This is a genomic window from Candidatus Poriferisodalis sp. (assembly GCF_965215815.1).
In the GTDB taxonomy this organism is placed as follows: domain Bacteria; phylum Actinomycetota; class Acidimicrobiia; order Acidimicrobiales; family Poriferisodalaceae; genus Poriferisodalis.
In genome coordinates this window covers 63162-81594 of record NZ_CBDCEO010000013.1, presented here as the reverse complement: position 1 = coordinate 81594, position 18433 = coordinate 63162, and the positions used below count along the sequence as shown (strand labels likewise).

The following is an 18433-nucleotide window of genomic DNA, read 5'->3' as shown; positions in this document are numbered from 1 at the left end:
CTACTGAATTTTATCCGTAAAATTCGGCAGGACCTTGTCGGTCAGCAACTCGAAGCTGCGCATGACGTTCTTGTGCGGCACGAGCTCATTATAGGTGTAGAGCCAGAAGTACTCGGCCGGCAACTTTTTGAAGAGCGCCTCAAACGTGCGGTTCACGGTATCCGGGCTGCCACAAATAGTGAGACCGCGATCAACCATGGACTCGAACGTGTTCGGGATCGTATGGTAGTCCTCATCGAGCCGCATCAGGGCGGCGTTAAAGCCGAACGGCTCAAAGAACTTGGTCCAGATAAAACAGCCACTCTCTCTGCCAAGCGCCATAGCTTCTTCGTCCGTGTCCGCCACGATGACCTCACGTACCAGGCCGACGCCTTGACCGAAGTCTAAATTCTTGCCGACTTCAGCCGCACCCGCCTGACAGGCTCGAAACTGGCCTGCGCAGATATCTGGGTCACAGACGATAGTCAGTGGAGTGACGTTGTGCTGGGCCGCCCAGCGAACCGAGGACTCTGAAAAGCTAAAAGGCTGGAAGAGGGGCGGGTGCGGTTTCTGATACGGTTCGGGTACGGTGCCAATCTCGGTCAGAATACCTTTGTCATCCACGCCTTGGCCAAATTCGCGGGTCACATTGTGAGCCGGCCAGAAGACATCCTTGGGTGGAATCTGCCAGTGCTTGCCCGAATGGCTGAAGGTCGGGTTGGTCCAGGCCTTCATAATAATCTCAAAATGCTCCTGGTAGAGTTCCTTTTTGAGCTCTTCGTACCGTTCCGGGTCGGTGTTGTTGTCAGCCAGGATATCGTAGTGCTGACCCAGGGTATTGACCCAGCGCGGCTGATAGCCCCGGGCGAAGCCGACAAAGGCGCGGCCTTTTGTCACTTGGTCGAGAATGGCGGTGTCTTCTGCCACGCGAATAGGGTTTTGGCAGGGGAGGACTAGTCCGAGTTGTCCCAGACGGATGTTCTCGGTCTGCATGCCGAGATACATGTCGAGCATGATGGGATTCGTCGAAACCTCTTCGCCTTCAATATGGAAGTGGTGTTCGGTGAAGCCGATGCCATAATAGCCGTGCGCATCGAGATACTGCGCCTGTTCGGACAGATTCCGCAGCATGCGTTGGTAGAGGTCTGTCCGACGACCAGCCATGCCTGCTTGCAGTTCACTCTTGTTCCCAATCGCGGGAAGGTAGAAAACACCAAATTCCATAGAGTCCTCCTTGCTGTGAAATGGTTTGTCGTGTCTGGCGGTGGAGAAGCTTGAGAAGAGGAGGCTGAAAAAGTGAGGGGGGCCGAAGATCCCCTTGTTTTGTTCGTCAACTGATTTCTAGGCTTCAGGTGGAAAGAAAACAAGGGTCCGCGTCTCAATACTCTCGCGAGCCGGAGCGTCCGGTGGAGACATTGGGTCTGCAAACGCCGAATGTGCGGTGAAACGCGCCCGGCCATCAGTGGCTGAGTCGTAGCACTTGAGCAACATGGCCTCTTCGCGCTCCATATTCGGGAAATACAACCAACGGTGGTTCGGGTTGTGAGAGACCGAATAGACCTCGCCGGTCCGATCTTCGTATTTCAGATCGGTTTCATTAAAGTCGTCTTGCGTCATGCTGTCGGCGTCACATACGGCCAGCGGTGTGTCTTGCACCGGACCTTGGATGGGTCGCCATACGTTGATAACGGCGAAGCGATGTTTGAGGCGCTCTTCGGCCTCTTCTTCCGGCAACAGGTCGCGCACACGCTGCGGGCCGGACTTGATAGTGTAGTCGTTGTGGGCGAACTTGACCGGCTCGCGGACACCATTCTCGCCACGTTCACACATCGGAGCGCACCGTACGTTGTGATCAAAGACGTGGACCTTCTCAGCGCCGGTGATCTTTTGAACCAGCTCGACAACTTCCGGGTAATAGACAGCCTTGACTTCTTCAGCGTCGTAGAAGTTTTTTACCGCGGTTTCATGCTGGGTAAAGGTAATACCCTGCTTATCGAGAGAAATCTCGTCAATATGCTCGCGGGCATTCTGAATCGCCACGGTGTGTTTAATCTGTTTGGTATTGCGCTGGGGGACACCGGTGGGCGGGGTATAGAGGTAATAGGCCGGCTTTTCCTGTATGCTGTCGATATCCAGATAGTTCATTGGGGCATCTACGTGTGATGCTGATTTCACGCTGTCCTCCTTACCCTGTCACTCGGTATTACTCCCCAGCAGTATAGCGATCTGACTGCTCTTGTACAGTCGGTTTCGATAATAAAAAACAGTGCATCGGAATTGTGCTGGGTCAGGAGTATGGAGTTCTTTGAGAACTGGCTCGGGCCTTATCGAGGCAATCCGTATGCCTCGCCACGGGCCAGGAATTCAGCAACATCATTGGCCATGAGAAGAATATCGTGCGTCTTGCCGGCCCGGTCCTTGACCTCGTCGCGTAGAATCGCCTCAGCGCGGAAGCCCAGCTCTTCAAACACGGTACGCGCTCCGGTTTGATCCAATGTCATACGGGCAGCGACTTTTTGAATACCCGAAGAGAGAGCAACGTTGAAGGCTTCTCGGGTCAGTAGCCGGCCCAGCCCCATCTTTCGCGCGTTTGGGGAAATCAGCACACGGATTTCAGCCACATGGCGCGACCAGTCAAAGTCATTCCGATACAGGGTGGCATAGCCCAGGAGTTGGGTCTCGCTCTCTGCGAGCAGGGTATACATTTTTTCGCTTGCGATATCATTGAGCCAGCGGTCTACGGATGATTGTTTGGTGATGTCCCGGCGTAAAAACATGAGATCGTGGTAGGGAAGCTGTTGGGCAAAATCGAGCATCAGCGGACCATCGTCCGCGCCCATCATACGCAGGGTGAGAGATGTATCTCTGACTGTAACCGTTTTGGGAAAACCTTCCACGCTCTCCTCCTCTGTGCGGCTTTGGGGTGTATCCGGATTTCAGACTGAACGCTCCGACAGCCAGGTATCCAGCTTTGGCCACAAGCGATAGACCGCATTCCCGCCTGCGACGAGGCTCACATGGCCACCTTTGAGAATAATTTCGGACTTATCTTTACTGCCGACTAACTTCACGAGATCCTGTGAGGCAGCCGCAGGAACAATATGGTCAAATTGGGCTGTAACATGAAGGAACGGGATTTTGACTTGAGCCAAATCAACCGCGCGGCCATCAAGTTCGAGCTCCTTGCGGACAATTTTATTCCCACGCATGAAGTCGTTGACCAACTGACGAGCAGTCTCTCCAGGAAACGGAATATGATCCGCCGCCCAGCGGTCGAAACGCAAATGGGCAGTGACAAAGGCTTCATTCTCAACGTTGTCGAGCAGCTTCATCTGCCCGGCGCTTTTCTGAAACGGACGCAGCATCTGAATCGAGGCATCCATGAGTTCGGAGGGGATATTGCCCAGACTATCGATCATCTGGTCGATATCAAAGTGGGCCGGGTCGGTCCACGTGCGGTAGAGTGGCATACCGTCTGAATTAATGGGCGTGGTAAAGCAGACCATATTTTTGAGTGGACCGTCAGGGTAGAGGGCCGCGTATAGCACCGCAAGAAATCCACCCAAGCAATAGCCAATCATGGAGACATCGGGCTCACCTGAATCCTCGCGTACGACATCGACACACTCAGGGATGGAAGTGGCCACATAATCGTCCAGCTTGAGATTTTTATGTTCACGCCGCGGCACACCCCAGTCGATCTGATAGACGTCAAAGCCCTGCAGGAGCAGATATTCGATAAAGCTCTGACCCTTGGCCAAATCGAGAATATACGACCGGCTGACCAGGGACATGACGACCAATACCGGCACGCGGTACACCTCATCGCTGAGGGGACGATAGCGATACAGCTTCATCGTGCCCCTTGAGTGCACGACGTCCTTTGGGGTAGGGCCGACCTCACGGTCGAGTTCGACCGGAGACGGCAGGTCGGGGATATTACGCTGAATGGCGCGGGCAACCGTTTCCCGCGCTTTTGCTGCAACCTCTTCGCGTGACAGCTGCTGTGCCTGTTGCATGGGCTGAGTCCTTTTGCCTAGTTGGTTTCGCACGTGTGGGGCTGCTTGGTGCGTTTCGGACGGACGGGCACGCCGTCAGCTTGAGCCGCGCCATCGTGCTCCGCTAGCGAGCGGCGTACATGCCGGACCTCAACTTGGAGTCCGGCCACGGTATCTTCGAGTTCGCCGACCCGGTCGCTCAACGCGGTGATATCTGTGCGGGATGGGAGGTTGAGGGCGGCCAAGTATTGGGCCATGGATTCGGTGAACATGCGATGCAGGTGCATGGCTTCTTGGACATACTTGCCCGTGGTTTGGGCAAACTGATCATTGCCCAGGATACACGACAACGCGTCGCTCCATTGCTTCTCCGACTTTTGGTACCATTCGCGCCAGGTCCGGAGCGGGTCAAAATTCTGTGTCCCTTCAGTTTTGTCCATGCGAACGCCCTCCTTCTATGAGCTGGTCCCGCCAGGGTGGGGAAAGAAAAGAGAAGTGTAGGTGAGTATCGATTCCAGCGGTCACGATAGGAGGCGTGACAAGGATGTACAAGATGACGGGTGTCACATAGGTGACGGAAAGCGGTGTTTTTCCAAAACAATCCGGTTTTTTGTTCCATACAGAAGCTGAATGTTCATCCACTCCACACTTTACCTGACGCTCGGGAAGGTCGGGGGAGCAACGACGTGCAGACGACGGGTGCAGAAACCTGTGGTAGAGTCGAGGGCCTGCTTTCGAAGGAGGAACCGGCGGACACAATGGCAAAAAAGAATACATCTCACCCTTCTCCATCTACCCCACGAGCGGCAGCACGAGAAACTGACATGATGGAGCAGTATTGGCAGGTCAAGGAACAGTACAAAGATGAACTCCTGTTCTACCGTTTCGGTGACTTCTACGAGATGTTTTTTGACGACGCGGCAGTGGCGGCACGTGAGTTGGACATTGTCCTGACCGCCCGCCCGCATGGGAAAGGGAGCGAAAAGGTCCCCATGTGCGGGGTGCCGCATTATCGCCTGGAGCCGTATCTCACCCGGCTGGTCGAGAAAGGCTATAAGGTTGCGGTGTGTGAACAGCTCGAGGAGTCCCAAAAGGGAAAAGGTATTATTCCGCGCGATGTTGTTCGCATTGTCACGCCGGGGACGTTGTTTGAATCCGAGAGCCAGGAACGCACACTGGTTGCCGTGTTGTCCGAGAAAGATGCGGTCGGCGTCGCCAGTCTGGACCTGGCGACGGCTGAGTTTCTGGTTGCCGAAACGAATGTCTCTGATTTGCCCAGCCTGCTGGAGAAGCTCCAACCGCAAGAATTGGTCTGTGTGGCCGGCGAGTCTTCTGACAACGGCTGGAGTCGTAACGTCTGTCGCACCGAACGTCCGGCCGCGTCTTTTCGCTTTGAGCAGGCGCGTACCGTACTCAGCAAGCAATTCAGTCGCAAGCGCATTGACGATCTCGTTTTCTCCCATCGGCATGCCCTGTGCGCGGCCGGGGCGCTATTTGCCTATGCGCGGGAAACGCAGCGCGCGTTTCTGCCCCATATACGTGCGCCCGAGCCGTACCGGCACGATGCCTTTGTCGTGCTCGACCCGCAGACGCAGCGCAACCTCGAACTGGTGGAGAATGTGTTCGAGGGCACTCCCAATGGAACCGTACTGGCCGTGCTGGATCACACCACAACCCGTATGGGCAAGCGGCGCTTGCGGCGCTGGGTCCTGCATCCTTTGCGCGCGGTCAATGAAATTCACACCCGCCAGGATGCGATTGCCGAACTGAGCCGCCGGCATGGCGTGCGGGCAGAGCTACGGCGTGTACTCTCCGGCCTCCCGGACCTCGAACGTCTGACCTCGCGGATTACGTCTGCGATTGCCAACCCGCGAGACCTGGCAGTTCTGAAATCCGCCCTGGTGCGCCTGCCGGAACTCCGGGCTGCACTGACTGTGACCGGGAGCAGTCTGCTGACGACGTACTGTGAAGAAATCGACCTGCTGGATGATGTGACCGCTGAGATTACTCACACCCTTGTCGACGAGCCAAAACCAATTGCCAAAGAGGGCGGGCTTATTCGTGCTGGCGTCTCCGCCGACCTGGATGAACTGCGGGTAATTCAGGCCGATGGAACAGACTGGCTGGCCGAGTATGAGCAACGAGAGCGGGCACGCTCTCAGATTCCCAACCTCAAGGTCGGTTTTAATAAAGTTTTTGGGTATTACGTGGAAGTGACCAAGGCTGTGCTCAGTCGTGTTCCCGAAAACTACATCCGCCGCCAAACCTTAGTCAATGCCGAACGCTTTGTCACGGATGAACTGCGCGCCTTTGAATCCAAGGTGTTGTCCGCGACAGACCGTGGCAATCAATTAGAGTATGAACTCTTCGCTCAACTCAGACAGCACGTGGCCGCCCAGGCTGAGCGGCTCCGGCTCACAGCGACCATTATGGGCACAATCGACGCGCTGGTTTCCCTGGCGGAGCTGGCGGCGAAGAACGGCTGGATTCGCCCTGCCGTCAACGACGAGTACGCGCTGATCATAGAAGAGGGCCGCCACCCGGTCCTTGACATGCGCGACGCGCAATTCGTGCCGAATGATCTGCGATTAGATGCAAGCCGGCACGTCCTAATCCTGACTGGCCCGAATGCCGCCGGAAAAAGTACCTATGCGCGCCAGGCCGCCCTGCTTGTCCTGTTGGCCCAGATGGGCAGCTTCATTCCCGCTCAGGCTGCCACCATTGGGGTCGTGGACCGCATCTTTACCCGTGTCGGGGCGGCGGATTTTCTGGCCCAGGGGTTATCCACCTTTATGGTCGAAATGATGGAGACCGCGAATATCCTCAAACATGCAACCGAGCGGAGTCTGGTGATTCTTGATGAAGTCGGCCGGGGGACCGGGACAACGGATGGCCGGGCCATTGCACAGGCTGTGGCGGAAGAACTCGCCACGCGCCTCCAAGCCAAGACCCTGTTCACAACCCATTATCATGAGCTGGCGCCGATTGCAGACGCTTTGCCCGGAGTGGCCAACGCGCGGCTTGACGTGCGTGAGAAGCAGGACGAGGTCACCTTTCTGTACAAGGTCGTGCCCGGAGCAGCCCAAAAGAGCTATGGCCTCTATGTGGCAAAGCTCGCAGGTCTGCCGCCCGATGTTGTTGAGCGGGCCAAGACCCTGGTCGCTGAGTTTGAAGCAGTCGCCGGGCTTGAAGCGCAGCAGCCCCCTGCCCGTGGCCAGCAACAGATATCGGAACACATACGACAGCCCCGGCCGCAACTCGGTCAGGCCGTATTAGACCGTCTCGCCCAGGTTGACCCACTGCGGACAACCCCAATTGATGCGCTGCTGTTGGTGGCCGAATTACAGCGGGTGGCTGAGGGGGGGGAGGAAGGAGAGTAGGCGTTCCATATGCGCTCCGGCTCTTTTATCGGGTGTATCCCATGCCTCAATGTGTAGAACCATAATCATGCCTATCCGTATCCTTCCCCCTGATGTACAGCAAAAGATCGCCGCTGGTGAGGTTATTGAGCGGCCCGCCAGTGTTGTTAAAGAACTCATGGAGAATGCCCTTGATGCGGGGGCAAGCACCGTCAGGGTGGAGGTTGAGGAGGCCGGGCGGCGGCTGATTCGGGTGATTGATAATGGTGCCGGCTTGGCGGCAGACGAAGTGGCACTGGCGTGTGAGCGGTTTGCCACAAGTAAGATTCAGCATGACCAAGACCTTGCGCGCGTACAGACCTTTGGCTTTCGTGGGGAGGCGTTACCCAGCATTGCCGCGATCTCGCGGGTACGGATTCTGAGTCGTCCACACAATGCGACGTTGGGAGCTGAGGTAAAGAGTGAAGGCGGCGAACTCAGTCCCGTTCAAGAGGCCGGAGCACCAGTTGGGACCAGTGTCGAGGTCTATGACCTGTTTTACAATACGCCCGTCCGGCTCCAGTTCATGCGCAGTTTGCGGACTGAGTACGGCCACATCATGGGGGTGTTCACGCGCTTTGCCCTGGCGTTTCCCGAAAAAACCCTCTCGCTCTCCTTTGATGGCCGCGAGGTCTACAACTTCCCGTCTGTCTCGCTCCAGGAGCGGGTGGCTGCTTGCTTTGGCCACGAAACAGCCTCCCGCATGGAGGAGTTTGAGAACACGGGTCTGAATGGACGCGCGTGGGGATTTCTGGTGACGCAAGAGGAAGCCTGGCGCCGTCGCTACTACTTTTTTGTCAATCGACGTTCAGTGCGCAATGCTACGCTCTATCGCGTTGTGCGGGATACCTTGGGGAACGACGGCGGCATGGTGTGTCTGTTTGTCGAATTGCACCCGTCCCAACTTAATGTGAATATCCATCCCGCCAAGGCTGAAGTGCGTTTTCGAGACGATCCAAGTGTGTATGATCTGGTCCGAGGTGGCCTCCAACGTCGATCCGTCCCAAGCTGGCTCTCGACGCCATATGTTGCCGAAGATGGGGTGTCATATGGAGAAGACCAGAACAACGGCTTCTCTCTCGTTGGTCAAATAGAAGACACGTTTTTACTGACCTTGTCTGAAGGACATTTGTATCTGCTGGACCAACACGCCGCCGAAGAGCGCGTGCTGTACGAACGGCTTCAAAACGGACAGGTTCAGAGTCGGTCCCTCATCTCGCCTCAAGTCGTCCAGCTCTCAGCCGAAGAACATGCTTTCTTTGATGCGCAGGCTGAAGCATTTGCGGCGTGTGGGTTCAACGCCGAACTCTTTGGCCCGCACGTACTGGCTCTGCGTACGATCCCCGACTTTCTTGATCCTAGAACCTCCGGGCTGACCTTCTCCCGACTGGTCACGCGCGTGCGCAATCAAAAAGAAGACATGCATCAAGCGCTGTCGTGTCTGGGGGCAATCAAAGCCGGCCAGGTACTCGACCGCGAAGCGCAAGGCCGTCTCCTCAACGCCTGGACCCAAACGGCCAATCCCCACGCCTGCGCCCACAACCGTCCTGTGTATTTCCGTCTCTCGCTCGACGAAGTCCGACGCAAGGTCGGCAGAACGGGCTTGGGGTGTGGGTTTGAGAAAGAAGGGGGCTAAGGTTTATGAGAGTTCAGTAATTTCAAGAACTCTTTGAAGTCGGGTGGTAGTTTGATCTCCATATGGTCGGCCGCCGAACTAATCGCACTGGAAAACGCCTACAACTCGGCCAGAGTGAGGCACAAGAATCGCGCCGACTGGCCCGAGCTGAGCTGGTTAGACTGGTACGATTTCCTCCAGAAAGTGATGCGTGAGGAGCCCGTCGTCGTGCGGGGCGCACTGGGTTTCGGCTTGAAAGCGGTGGCTAACGCTATGCACTCCCACGGCCCCATCGAAACCAACTGGGCCGACGGCCCTGTCGATGGCCTGGGGGCGATGGTTGGCGCGTGGCGCCGCGACGAGGAGGTCCGTCAGAAAGGCGTGCCGATGACCGAGTTGCCGCTGATGCAGGAGATTATCCGTTACAACGAAGTTGATTGTAAGGTGATGATGGAAATTGTCCGTTACCTGCGGACGAATCATTAGGAGGAAAGGCGGCGTAGTCGCGGTAGCACAGGGGCTCTGCAAAAAGAGACGGGCGAGATGACAATGCACGCTTAGGCCGAAGCGCTTCACCTCATTAGGCTAGGCAGCGGCAAGTTCCTTCACGTTTGGTTCGATGACCTGAAAACGGAACTCTTTCTCATCAAGGCAGGTCAGGAGACGTTTGAGTGGTTCATGTGTCAGGAGCTTCAAGACCTGGGTCTGCCGTTGAGAGGGGAGCTGTTTGAGGTTGTCGAAAGAGAGTTCGGATTGTTCCAGTAATTGGGAATAAGAAAGCAACATGAGACGTACGGGAGCTATATAGTTGACATCGGTCCAGAGTGTGACGTTAGGGTGCAATTCAATGCCTCTTTGAGGCTTTTCGCCGGTAAGCCGAAAATCTATGTCAAGAATGTCTCCCTCCGTGTCATACACGATTCTAATTGATCCCATGATTAGCTCCTTGACACCTGATAGGCCGTCAAAATGAAATTGTTTGCGCGTTCGGTTCCTTGTTGATCCGCACTCCGAGAGAATTTTACGACAACGATAATATGGGTAAATTCATCGAGAAGATCCGGGAATTCCTTTACGTATTTGTACTTGCTTGGATCGAAAGCATCCTGGCTGCGTTTCCCTGTTCTGAGAGTCTCAAAAATGTGCTCTCGGTACTGTCGCATTTCATCATGCGTTTCAATGATATGAGCCCAGCGCTCATCGGTAAGGTAGATTTCATTTCCGAATCGATCATATGCACTCTGCCGAGCCATTCTCACTTCTTGTCCTTAACTGGTCAGGATGGGCAGTCTTTGCACGCTCCCACGCCTCAACAAGCAACGATCGTGCAATAAACAAGAGTAATGGAGTAGCGCAGGCTGGACGCTACTACACCATCCGCTTGGGGTCTGGCTGCTGATGGCCCAGAATCGGATGCGGTCGGTAGGGCTCTTCCATGGCCGCCACTTCCTCGGGGCTGAGTTTGATATCAACCGTCTCAAAGATTTCCTTGAGATGATGCGCCTTGGTTGCACCGATGATAGGGGCTGCTACCCCCGGTGACTGAAGCACCCAGGCGCAGGCGATCTGAGTCGGTGACACGCCCCGCTCTCGGGCGACTTTTTGCACGGCGGCGGCCACTTCTTCGTCGCTGTCGTTGAAGTACATCCTGCGTGTCATGGGGTCGGTTTGCGCCCGCTTTGTCGGGCCTTCTCCCTCTATTTTTGTCCGGTTACCGGCAAAATACCCACGTGCGAGCGGGCTCCACGGAATCAGGGCAACGCCCTGGTCGATACACAGCGGATTCATTTCGCGTTCTTCTTCGCGGTAGATCAGGTTGTAGTGGTTCTGCATAGAAACAAAACGATGCCAGCCATGCTCTTTGGCCGCGTAGAGCGCCTTGGAGAACTGCCAGGCGGCCATGCTGCTGGCTCCGAGGTAGCGTACTTTGCCGGTGCGGACGAGGCTATCAAGCGCTTCCAGCGTTTCTTCAATCGGCGTGGAAAAGTCCCAGCGGTGAATCTGATACAGGTCGATATAGTCCATTTTGAGTCGGCGCAGGGAATACTCGCAGGCCTCGATGATATGTTTACGGCTCAGCCCCCGTCGGTTCGGGCCATCGCCCATGGGCCCGTTGACCTTGGTCGCCAAGACAATATCGTCGCGCGAGGCCATCTCACCCAGCCATTTGCCGGTAATCTCTTCGCTCGCGCCAATCGAATAGACATCCGCGGTATCGAAAAAGGTAATGCCCGATTCAAGGGCGAGAGCGAAGTGTTCACGCGCCTCGTCTTCCCCAATGGTCCACTCACGCCATTTGCCATCCCCGTAGCTCATGCATCCCATACAGATGCGCGAAACAGTCATCCCCGTATTGCCAAGCTTTGCGTACTCCATGTCTTCTCCAATCTGGCTCGTGTTTTGTGCTGTTATTGAATACTGATGAATCTACTCTCCACTCATCTCAAGGGTAGAATCATCCGCTGCAATTCGCTCCTCGTTTACTGCTGCCTGTAGAAGGCTTGGTCATTATCAATTCTTCGTTTATCTTTTCAACCGTGGAATTTTCATCGAAGCATCAAGGAGAGCATATATGACCATTACCGAACATGCCGTCAAAACCGACAGACATACGACTTTTTATCTGGCCGCCGGACCCGAAGAGGGGCCGCTTGTCATCTTCGCTCACGGCTGGCCCGAGCTGTCCATAAGCTGGCGCCACCAACTGCCGGCTTTGGCTGCGCTGGGTTTTCGGGCCATAGCGCCGGACATGCGCGGCTATGGCCGTTCGTCTGTGTATGCGCGACACAGCGATTATGCGCAAGAGCATATCGTATGTGACATGCTGGAATTGTTAGACTCGTTGGGGCGGGAGAAAGCCGTCTGGGTCGGTCATGATTGGGGCAGTCCAGTGGTGTGGAACATGGCGGGTCATCATCCGGACCGGTGTCATGCGGTCGCTAATCTGTGTGTCCCCTACTACACCCTTGAGCGTGGGCTTGAGCACACGCTGACCCTGGTGGACCGAGCCCTCTATCCCGAGGATACCTATCCTGCCGGCCAGTGGGATTACATGCGCTACTACGAAGAGAGTTTTGCCGAGGCCATCGCCCCGATGGATGCCCAGGCCTATCGATTCGTCAAACTACTGTTTCGGAAAGGCAACCCCGAAGGCGAGGGCCAGCCGGCCATTACCTCAACCGCACGTCGCGATCATAGTATGCTCGGCATGGCTGAGATCCCCGATTTGCCGCGTGATGCGGATGTGGTCACCGAAGAGGACCTGCGCATCTATGCCGCTGCGCTCGAACGGAACGGTTTCTTCGGTCCCTCTTCGTGGTATATGAATCACCCGGTCAACACGGCCTACGCCGAGACCGCCCACAACGACGGCTATCTCGATATGCCGGTGTTGTTTCTGACCGCCCAATACGACTTCGTGTGTGAGTGCGTCCACTCGCGCCTGGCCGAGCCCATGCGCAGCTACTGCCGGAATCTGTCCGAAGAGACGATCCGCTCAGGTCATTGGATGGCCCAGGAAAAGCCGACGGAGGTCAACGCCGCTTTGGTGAAATGGCTTGCGACCGCGGTCCCGAGCATCTGGCCGCGGCCGCGGTGAAGCCGGACTATTCCTGCTGCTCAAAAACATCATTGGCAATGCCGGCGGCCGTCATGGCTGTCGGCCAGCCGGAGTAAAACGCCAAGTGTGTAATGAGCTCGCCGATTTCTTCCTGGGTGACTCCGTTGTCCAGGGCACGCTGGAGGTGCGGACGGAGCTGCTCGGGACGGTAGGTGGACATGAGGGATGCCACGGTGATGAGGCTGCGGTCACGCTTGGATAAGCCGGGGCGCTCCCAGACATCGCCAAACAAGACTTTCTCGGTCAGGTCAATCAGCTTGGGCGCCACTTTCCGGGCTTTTTCGCGCATTGTTGCGACTGGTTCTTGTGCCATAACTTCCTCCTTGGCTGAGTAGAGTAAAATCCCCTCCAAGGAGGGGATAGGAAGAGTCTGAATCGGGGCTTACGCTACTTCAAACAGTCCTGCCGCACCCATGCCGCCACCGACACACATGGTGATGACGACGTTCTTCACGCCGCGCCGTCTTCCTTCTATGAGCGCATGGCCGACCATGCGTGAGCCGCTCATGCCATAGGGATGGCCAATCGAGATGGCGCCGCCATTCACGTTCAGCCGTTCGTTGGGAATGCCGAGCCGATCACGGCAATAGAGCACTTGGCAGGCGAAGGCTTCGTTCAGTTCCCACAGGTCGATATCGTCCATGGTCAAGCCGTTGCGTTCGAGCAGCTTGGGTACGGCAAAGACCGGACCAATGCCCATCTCATCCGGTTCGCAACCGGCAACGGCCATGCCACGATACACGCCCAAGGGCTGGAGCCCGCGTTGTTCAGCCTGCTTGCGCTCCATAAGGACGCAGGCGGACATACCGTCCGACAACTGGCTGGCATTGCCGGCGGTGATGAAGCCGCCTTCACCCATGACCGGCCGCAGCGCGGCCAAACCGGCGGCATTAGTACCCGGACGGTTGCATTCGTCCCGCGCAAGGGTCATTTCCTGGCGTGTCGTCTCGCCCGTCTCTTTATCGGTGAACAGCTTGGTAACAGTGCTCGGAATGATCTCGTCATCGAAACGTCCGGCCTGCTGCGCGTCGGCCGTGCGCTGCTGACTCTGGAGTGCGTACTCATCCTGCGCCTCACGGGAGATATTGTAGCGCTTTGAGACCACCTCGGCGGTGTCTATCATGGCCATATACAGGTCCGGGGCCTTCTCCAGGGCCACAGAATCTTCATTCCGGTATTCGTTCTGATGGTCGTTCTGGACCAGGCTGATGGACTCCAAGCCGCCGGCCACAACGGTCTGCATGCCATCGGCAATAATCTGTTTGGCCGCCATGGAAATGCTCATCAGCCCTGAAGAGCATTGACGATCAATGGTTTGGCCGGAGACGCTCACCGGCAACCCCGCGGCGATGCCGCATTGCCGAGCTACGTTATACCCCTGGGTCCCCTCCTGGAGCGCGGCGCCCATAATCAGGTCGTCAATCTCACCGACCTCTACCTGAGCACGATGAATTGCTTCCTGAATCACCGGCGCGGCCATGGTCGGGGTCGTGGTGTCATTGAATGCGCCACGATAGGCTTTCCCAATTGGCGTCCGGGCAGTCGATACGATGACAGCTTCTCTCATAGAAATCTCCTCTCTCTTGATGGTACGGAATTATTAGCAGCTCGCTCCCCTTCCTCCAACTGGCGTACAATCTTTTCTCATGCAGGAGGGTGACTCAAGAAGGAGTATCACTATGTCTGATATCGGACTGACTCATATCGCACTTCCAGTCACCAACATGGAGGAGAGTCTTGCCTTCTATGCAATCTATGCCCATATGCAGGTCGTTCATCGTCGGACTGATCCGGATGGAACACAGGTCGTGTGGCTGAGTGACTGCACCCGGCCTTTTGTCATTGTCCTCATCCAGTCGCCTCGGGTGGACGCCCCCTTACTGCCTCTTGCCCATCTCGGCGTCGGCTGTGCAACCCGCCAGGAAGTCGATGCTCTATGTGAACACGCCCGGCAGGCCGGCTGTTTGCGTCTGGGGCCGACAGATTCAGGCTATCCGATCGGCTATTGGGCCTTTCTGGCCGACCCGGACGGGCACACCCTTGAAATCGCCCATGGACAAGAAGTTGCCCTCACCGTCGCCGAGGTCCCAGAGGGAGACAATCCGTCCTGACGCACCGTACCGCGTCTCTGCCTCGTACGCCAACCACACTGCCCTTGGAATAGTTACTTGGCTTCATCCGGCGGCCCAAAACCGCCCCCGCCCGGCGTGTGCATGACAAACACGTCGTCCGGCTGCATCAGCGTTTCCGCGTTGCCGGCGAGTTCTTCAACGCTTCCATCTGCGCGCTCGACCATATCACGACCTCGCTCGCCGGCCTGACCGCCGGCCAGTCCATAGGGTTCGGTCAGGCGGTGGCTGCATAAGGTGGTGACGGTCATGGATTCTAAAAACCGCAGCCGCCGGGTAATCCCCGCGCCGCCCGGCTGCCGACCTGCGCCGCCCGAACCGTGCCGGATGGCAAAACTTTCAACCCGGACCGGAAAGCGCCACTCCAATACCTCGGGGTCGGTCATGCGCGTGTTGGTCATATGGCTGTGGACCGCGTCGCAGCCCGGATGGTCAGGGCCGGCCCCGGTGCCGCCGCAGATGGTTTCGTAGTTTTGATACTGCTCGTTGCCATACACAAAATTGTTGACCGTGCCCTGTGACGAGGCGAGTACCCCGAGCGCACCATACAGGGCGTCCGTGACCCCTTGCGAGACCTCCGTATTGCCGGCGATCACCGCGGCCGGGTATTCCGGGCTGATGATGGAGCGCGGCGGGATGATGATATCGAGCGGTTTCAGACAGCCCTCGTTCAGCGGGATCGCATCATCCACTAATGTCCGAAAAACGTACAGGACGGCGGCTTTACACACCGCCGCGGGCGCATTGTAGTTGCCGCTGTGTTGGGAAGAGGTGCCGCTGAAATCTATAGTTGCCCGGCGGGCCGCTTTGTCCACGCAAATACTGACCCGAATCTGACAGCCGTTGTCCAGCGGGTAGGTGAACGCGCCATCTTTGAGGACGTCGAGCACGCGCCGCACGGACTCTTCGGCGTTGTCCTGGACGTGCTGCATATACGCGTGCACGACCTCGATGCCAAAGTGCTCGACCATTTTCCTGAGTTCCTGCACCCCGGTTTCGTTGGCCGCGAGCTGGGCGCGCAGGTCGGCCATGTTCTGGTCAACATTCCGGCAGGGATACCTGCCGGAACCCAGCAGTTGCCGCATCTCCTGTTCGCGCAGGCGGCCCTGGCGGACGAAGAGGAAGTTGTCGATCAGTACGCCCTCTTGGTGAATGGTGGTGCTGTCCGGCGGAGCCGAGCCGGGCGTGCGTCCGCCGATATCGGCATGATGCCCGCGTGAGCCCACATAAAACAGAATGCGGTCAGCACCGGTTGCGTCAAACACGGGCGTAATGATCGTCACATCGGGCAAATGCGTGCCGCCGTTATAGGGGGCGTTCAGAACATAGGCATCCCCCGGCCGCATTGTGCCCTGGTTGGCCTTGATGACGGTTTTAATCGACTCGCCCATAGAGCCCAGATGGACCGGGACGTGCGGGGCATTGGCGACCAGGCTACCGTCCGGTGCGAAGATGGCGCACGAGAAATCCAGCCGTTCCTTGATATTCACCGAGTAGGCGGTATTGGCCAGCGTCGCGCCCATCTGCTCGGCGATCGACATAAAGAGGTTGTTGAACACCTCCAACATCACAGGATCAGCCGTGGTGCCGATCGCCGCCCGGTGTGATGGCGGTTTCAGACGGGTGAGGAGCAGGTGGCCATAGCGGTTCAGCTCGGCTTGCCACTCCGGCTCAACCACTGTCGTTGCCGTGGGCTCACAAATAATGGCCGGGCCGGGAATGCGCTGGCCCGGTTGGAGCTGCGCGCGCTGGAATACCGGCGTGTCCCGCCAATCGCCGTCCATATACGCCCGGACCTGCTGCAGCGGCTGCGCGGCCTGGCCCTCAGCCGCCGGCAGCTCGGCGTCGTCAACGGGCTCCGTTGTGCCGACCGCTTCGACCGAGACCGCCTCGGCGACCAGTTGTCGTGCTGTGACGATAAAGCCGAAGCGCTGCTTGTGGCTGGCCTCAAACGCGGCCCGCATGCCGCCGAGATCAGCCAAGTCCACCTGGAGGGCGGTGTCAGTCCCCTGGTAGCGCAGATGGACCCGTTTGTGCAGGCTGAGTCGATCGGCAGACATCCCTTGCGCCAGAATCTCGTCGCCGGCCTCGTCGCCGAGTTCCTCACAGGCCGTTTCCAATACGGGTATGGCGGTGGCCGCGAGCGGCTGTTCGATCTGCCGCTCGCGCAGCGCCCGCACGTCTGCCAGACCCATCCCATAGGCCGACAACACCCCGGCAAACGGATGCAGAAAGACGGTCTTCATGCCCAGTGCATCCGCGACCAGACAGGCGTGCTGGCCGGCGGCCCCACCAAAGCAGTTCAGGGTATACTCCGTCACATCGTAGCCGCGCTGAACGGATATTTTCTTGATGGCATTCGCCATATTTTCCACCGCGATGCGCAGAAAGCCGGCGGCCACAGCCTCGGGAGACTGGCCGTCATTGTCCGTAGCACTGGCGATTTCTGTTGAGAAGGCTGCAAACTTGTCTCGAACGATATGCACGTCCAAAGACTGATCTGCGTTCGGGCCAAACACCGCGGGAAAGAAGGCCGCTTGCAGCTTGCCCAGCATGACGTTGCAGTCGGTCACGGTGAGTGGGCCGCCGCGCTGATAGCACGCCGGCCCGGGGTCCGCGCCGGCTGAGTCCGGGCCAACCCGAAAACGGGCGCCATCAAAATGCAGGATAGACCCTCCGCCCGCGGCGACGGTGTGGATATGCATCATCGGGGCGCGCATGCGGACGCCAGCGACCAGGGTCTCAAATGTCCGCTCATATTCGCCGTCATAGTGCGACACATCGGTCGAGGTGCCGCCCATATCGAAGCCGATGACTTTACGAAAATCCGCCATCAACGCGGTCCGGACCATGCCGATCACCCCACCGGCCGGTCCGGATAAAATACTGTCCTTGCCCTGAAACAGGTGGGCGTCGGTCAGGCCGCCGTTCGACTGCATGAACATCAGCCTGGGACCGGACTGGCGCTCCGCCTCCAGTTCTCCCGCGACCTGATCGACATAGCGCCGCAGCAGTGGTGACAGATAGGCATCGACCACCGTGGTGTCGCCGCGTGAGACCAGCTTCATCAACGGGCTGACCGCGTGTGAGACCGAGACCTGCTGAAAGCCGATCTCGGTGGCAATGGCGGTGACTCGGGCCTCATGCGCCGCGTACCGATAGCCATGCACAAAGGCAATGGCCACGGCGCGAATGCCGGCATCATAGGCGGCCTGAAGGCTGCGCCGCGCGCCGTCTTCATCCAGGGGGGTGACGAGCGCGCCTTGGGCGTCAATCCGCTCTCTGACTTCGATCACTCGTTCGTACAGCATTTCCGGCAGGACAATATGCCGGGCAAACAGGTCGGGACGGTTCTGATAGCCGATCCGCAGGGTATCCCCAAACCCTTGGGTGGTTACGAACACGGTCCGGTCACCCGTGCGTTCCAGCAGGGCATTGGTCGCGACCGTGGTGCCCATCTTCACCAGAGAGACCGTATCGGCTGGGATGGCTGCGTCGCCAGCCACTCCGAGTAAATCGCGAATGCCCTGGACCGCCGCATCCTGATAGCGTTCAGGATTGGCCGACAGCAATTTATGCGTTACCAGGCTGCCGTCAGGACGACGCGCCACCAGATCGGTGAACGTTCCGCCACGGTCGATCCAAATCTGCCACCTGTGGTCGTGCGGAGTTGTAGCCTGCGCATTCATGATCCG

The 18433-nt window shown here is 57.7% G+C and carries 15 protein-coding genes; 5 read left to right on the top strand and 10 right to left on the bottom strand.

The window, feature by feature from the left end:
• From ACOOHB_RS10340 to ACOOHB_RS10320, 5 genes are all read right to left on the bottom strand, one after another.
• Positions 1-1203, bottom strand: a complete 1203-nt coding sequence (locus ACOOHB_RS10340; protein WP_420444767.1) for an LLM class flavin-dependent oxidoreductase — start codon at positions 1201-1203, stop codon at positions 1-3.
• A 117-nt stretch (positions 1204-1320) separates the two neighbouring features.
• Complete coding sequence (locus ACOOHB_RS10335; RefSeq protein ID WP_420444766.1) at positions 1321-2154, bottom strand: CmcJ/NvfI family oxidoreductase; 834 nt, start codon at positions 2152-2154, stop codon at positions 1321-1323.
• 149 nt (positions 2155-2303) lie between these two features.
• Positions 2304-2876, bottom strand: coding sequence for a GNAT family N-acetyltransferase (locus tag ACOOHB_RS10330; protein WP_420444765.1), 573 nt, complete (start codon positions 2874-2876; stop codon positions 2304-2306).
• A 39-nt stretch (positions 2877-2915) separates the two neighbouring features.
• Positions 2916-3998, bottom strand: coding sequence for an alpha/beta fold hydrolase (locus ACOOHB_RS10325; RefSeq protein ID WP_420444764.1), 1083 nt, complete (start codon positions 3996-3998; stop codon positions 2916-2918).
• A 17-nt stretch (positions 3999-4015) separates the two neighbouring features.
• Entirely contained in the window at positions 4016-4417 is a 402-nt protein-coding gene (locus ACOOHB_RS10320; protein WP_420444763.1) for a poly(R)-hydroxyalkanoic acid synthase subunit PhaE, read from the bottom strand.
• Positions 4418-4804: 387 nt separating this feature from the next.
• On the opposite strand from ACOOHB_RS10320, the gene mutS reads away from it, so the two are divergent.
• The 3 genes from mutS to ACOOHB_RS10305 all read left to right on the top strand — a co-directional run bounded on the left by mutS (position 4805) and on the right by ACOOHB_RS10305 (position 9476).
• Positions 4805-7357: a DNA mismatch repair protein MutS gene (mutS, locus tag ACOOHB_RS10315; protein ID WP_420444762.1), complete on the top strand. Its 2553-nt coding sequence runs from the start codon at positions 4805-4807 to the stop codon at positions 7355-7357.
• Positions 7358-7424: 67 nt separating this feature from the next.
• On the top strand, positions 7425-9011 hold the full coding sequence (gene mutL, locus ACOOHB_RS10310) for a DNA mismatch repair endonuclease MutL (protein WP_420444761.1): 1587 nt from the start codon (positions 7425-7427) through the stop codon (positions 9009-9011).
• Positions 9012-9062: 51 nt separating this feature from the next.
• The gene (locus ACOOHB_RS10305; RefSeq protein ID WP_420444760.1) at positions 9063-9476 is read left to right on the top strand and encodes a hypothetical protein; all 414 of its coding nucleotides are present in this window, start codon (positions 9063-9065) and stop codon (positions 9474-9476) included.
• Positions 9477-9575: 99 nt separating this feature from the next.
• Here the strand turns inward: ACOOHB_RS10305 and ACOOHB_RS10300 are convergent, their stop codons facing one another.
• Both ACOOHB_RS10300 and ACOOHB_RS10295 read right to left on the bottom strand, forming a co-directional pair.
• A complete protein-coding gene (locus tag ACOOHB_RS10300) occupies positions 9576-9908 on the bottom strand; it encodes a hypothetical protein (RefSeq protein WP_420444759.1) in 333 nt (110 codons plus the stop codon).
• Positions 9909-10358: 450 nt separating this feature from the next.
• The gene (locus ACOOHB_RS10295) at positions 10359-11366 is read right to left on the bottom strand and encodes an aldo/keto reductase (RefSeq protein ID WP_420444758.1); all 1008 of its coding nucleotides are present in this window, start codon (positions 11364-11366) and stop codon (positions 10359-10361) included.
• A 196-nt stretch (positions 11367-11562) separates the two neighbouring features.
• Between ACOOHB_RS10295 and ACOOHB_RS10290 the strand changes: the two genes are divergently transcribed.
• Positions 11563-12588, top strand: coding sequence for an alpha/beta fold hydrolase (locus ACOOHB_RS10290; RefSeq protein ID WP_420444757.1), 1026 nt, complete (start codon positions 11563-11565; stop codon positions 12586-12588).
• Positions 12589-12595: 7 nt separating this feature from the next.
• Here ACOOHB_RS10290 and ACOOHB_RS10285 read toward each other — a convergent pair whose 3' ends face one another.
• A complete protein-coding gene (locus tag ACOOHB_RS10285) occupies positions 12596-12922 on the bottom strand; it encodes a carboxymuconolactone decarboxylase family protein (RefSeq protein WP_420444756.1) in 327 nt (108 codons plus the stop codon).
• A 69-nt stretch (positions 12923-12991) separates the two neighbouring features.
• Positions 12992-14176 (bottom strand): acetyl-CoA C-acyltransferase, encoded by a 1185-nt coding sequence (locus ACOOHB_RS10280; RefSeq protein ID WP_420444755.1) that lies wholly within the window; start codon positions 14174-14176, stop codon positions 12992-12994.
• A 112-nt stretch (positions 14177-14288) separates the two neighbouring features.
• Here ACOOHB_RS10280 and ACOOHB_RS10275 point away from each other — a divergent pair, with 112 nt between their 5' ends.
• Positions 14289-14720 (top strand): VOC family protein, encoded by a 432-nt coding sequence (locus ACOOHB_RS10275; RefSeq protein WP_420444754.1) that lies wholly within the window; start codon positions 14289-14291, stop codon positions 14718-14720.
• Between the two features lie 53 nt (positions 14721-14773).
• Here ACOOHB_RS10275 and ACOOHB_RS10270 read toward each other — a convergent pair whose 3' ends face one another.
• Positions 14774-18427, bottom strand: coding sequence for a hydantoinase B/oxoprolinase family protein (locus ACOOHB_RS10270; RefSeq protein ID WP_420444753.1), 3654 nt, complete (start codon positions 18425-18427; stop codon positions 14774-14776).
• Positions 18428-18433: the final 6 nt, after the last annotated feature.

Bases quoted from the DNA above. Each gene is read 5' to 3' on its own strand.
- ACOOHB_RS10340 (WP_420444767.1), bottom strand. From the start codon at position 1,203: ATGGAATTTGGTGTTTTCTACCTTCCCGCGATTGGGAACAAGAGTGAA.
- ACOOHB_RS10325 (WP_420444764.1), bottom strand. From the start codon at position 3,998: ATGCAACAGGCACAGCAGCTGTCACGCGAAGAGGTTGCAGCAAAAGCG.
- ACOOHB_RS10320 (WP_420444763.1), bottom strand. From the start codon at position 4,417: ATGGACAAAACTGAAGGGACACAGAATTTTGACCCGCTCCGGACCTGG.
- mutS (WP_420444762.1), top strand. From the start codon at position 4,805: ATGGAGCAGTATTGGCAGGTCAAGGAACAGTACAAAGATGAACTCCTG.
- mutL (WP_420444761.1), top strand. From the start codon at position 7,425: ATGCCTATCCGTATCCTTCCCCCTGATGTACAGCAAAAGATCGCCGCT.
- ACOOHB_RS10295 (WP_420444758.1), bottom strand. From the start codon at position 11,366: ATGGAGTACGCAAAGCTTGGCAATACGGGGATGACTGTTTCGCGCATC.
- ACOOHB_RS10290 (WP_420444757.1), top strand. From the start codon at position 11,563: ATGACCATTACCGAACATGCCGTCAAAACCGACAGACATACGACTTTT.
- ACOOHB_RS10285 (WP_420444756.1), bottom strand. From the start codon at position 12,922: ATGGCACAAGAACCAGTCGCAACAATGCGCGAAAAAGCCCGGAAAGTG.
- ACOOHB_RS10280 (WP_420444755.1), bottom strand. From the start codon at position 14,176: ATGAGAGAAGCTGTCATCGTATCGACTGCCCGGACGCCAATTGGGAAA.
- ACOOHB_RS10275 (WP_420444754.1), top strand. From the start codon at position 14,289: ATGTCTGATATCGGACTGACTCATATCGCACTTCCAGTCACCAACATG.
- ACOOHB_RS10270 (WP_420444753.1), bottom strand. From the start codon at position 18,427: ATGAATGCGCAGGCTACAACTCCGCACGACCACAGGTGGCAGATTTGG.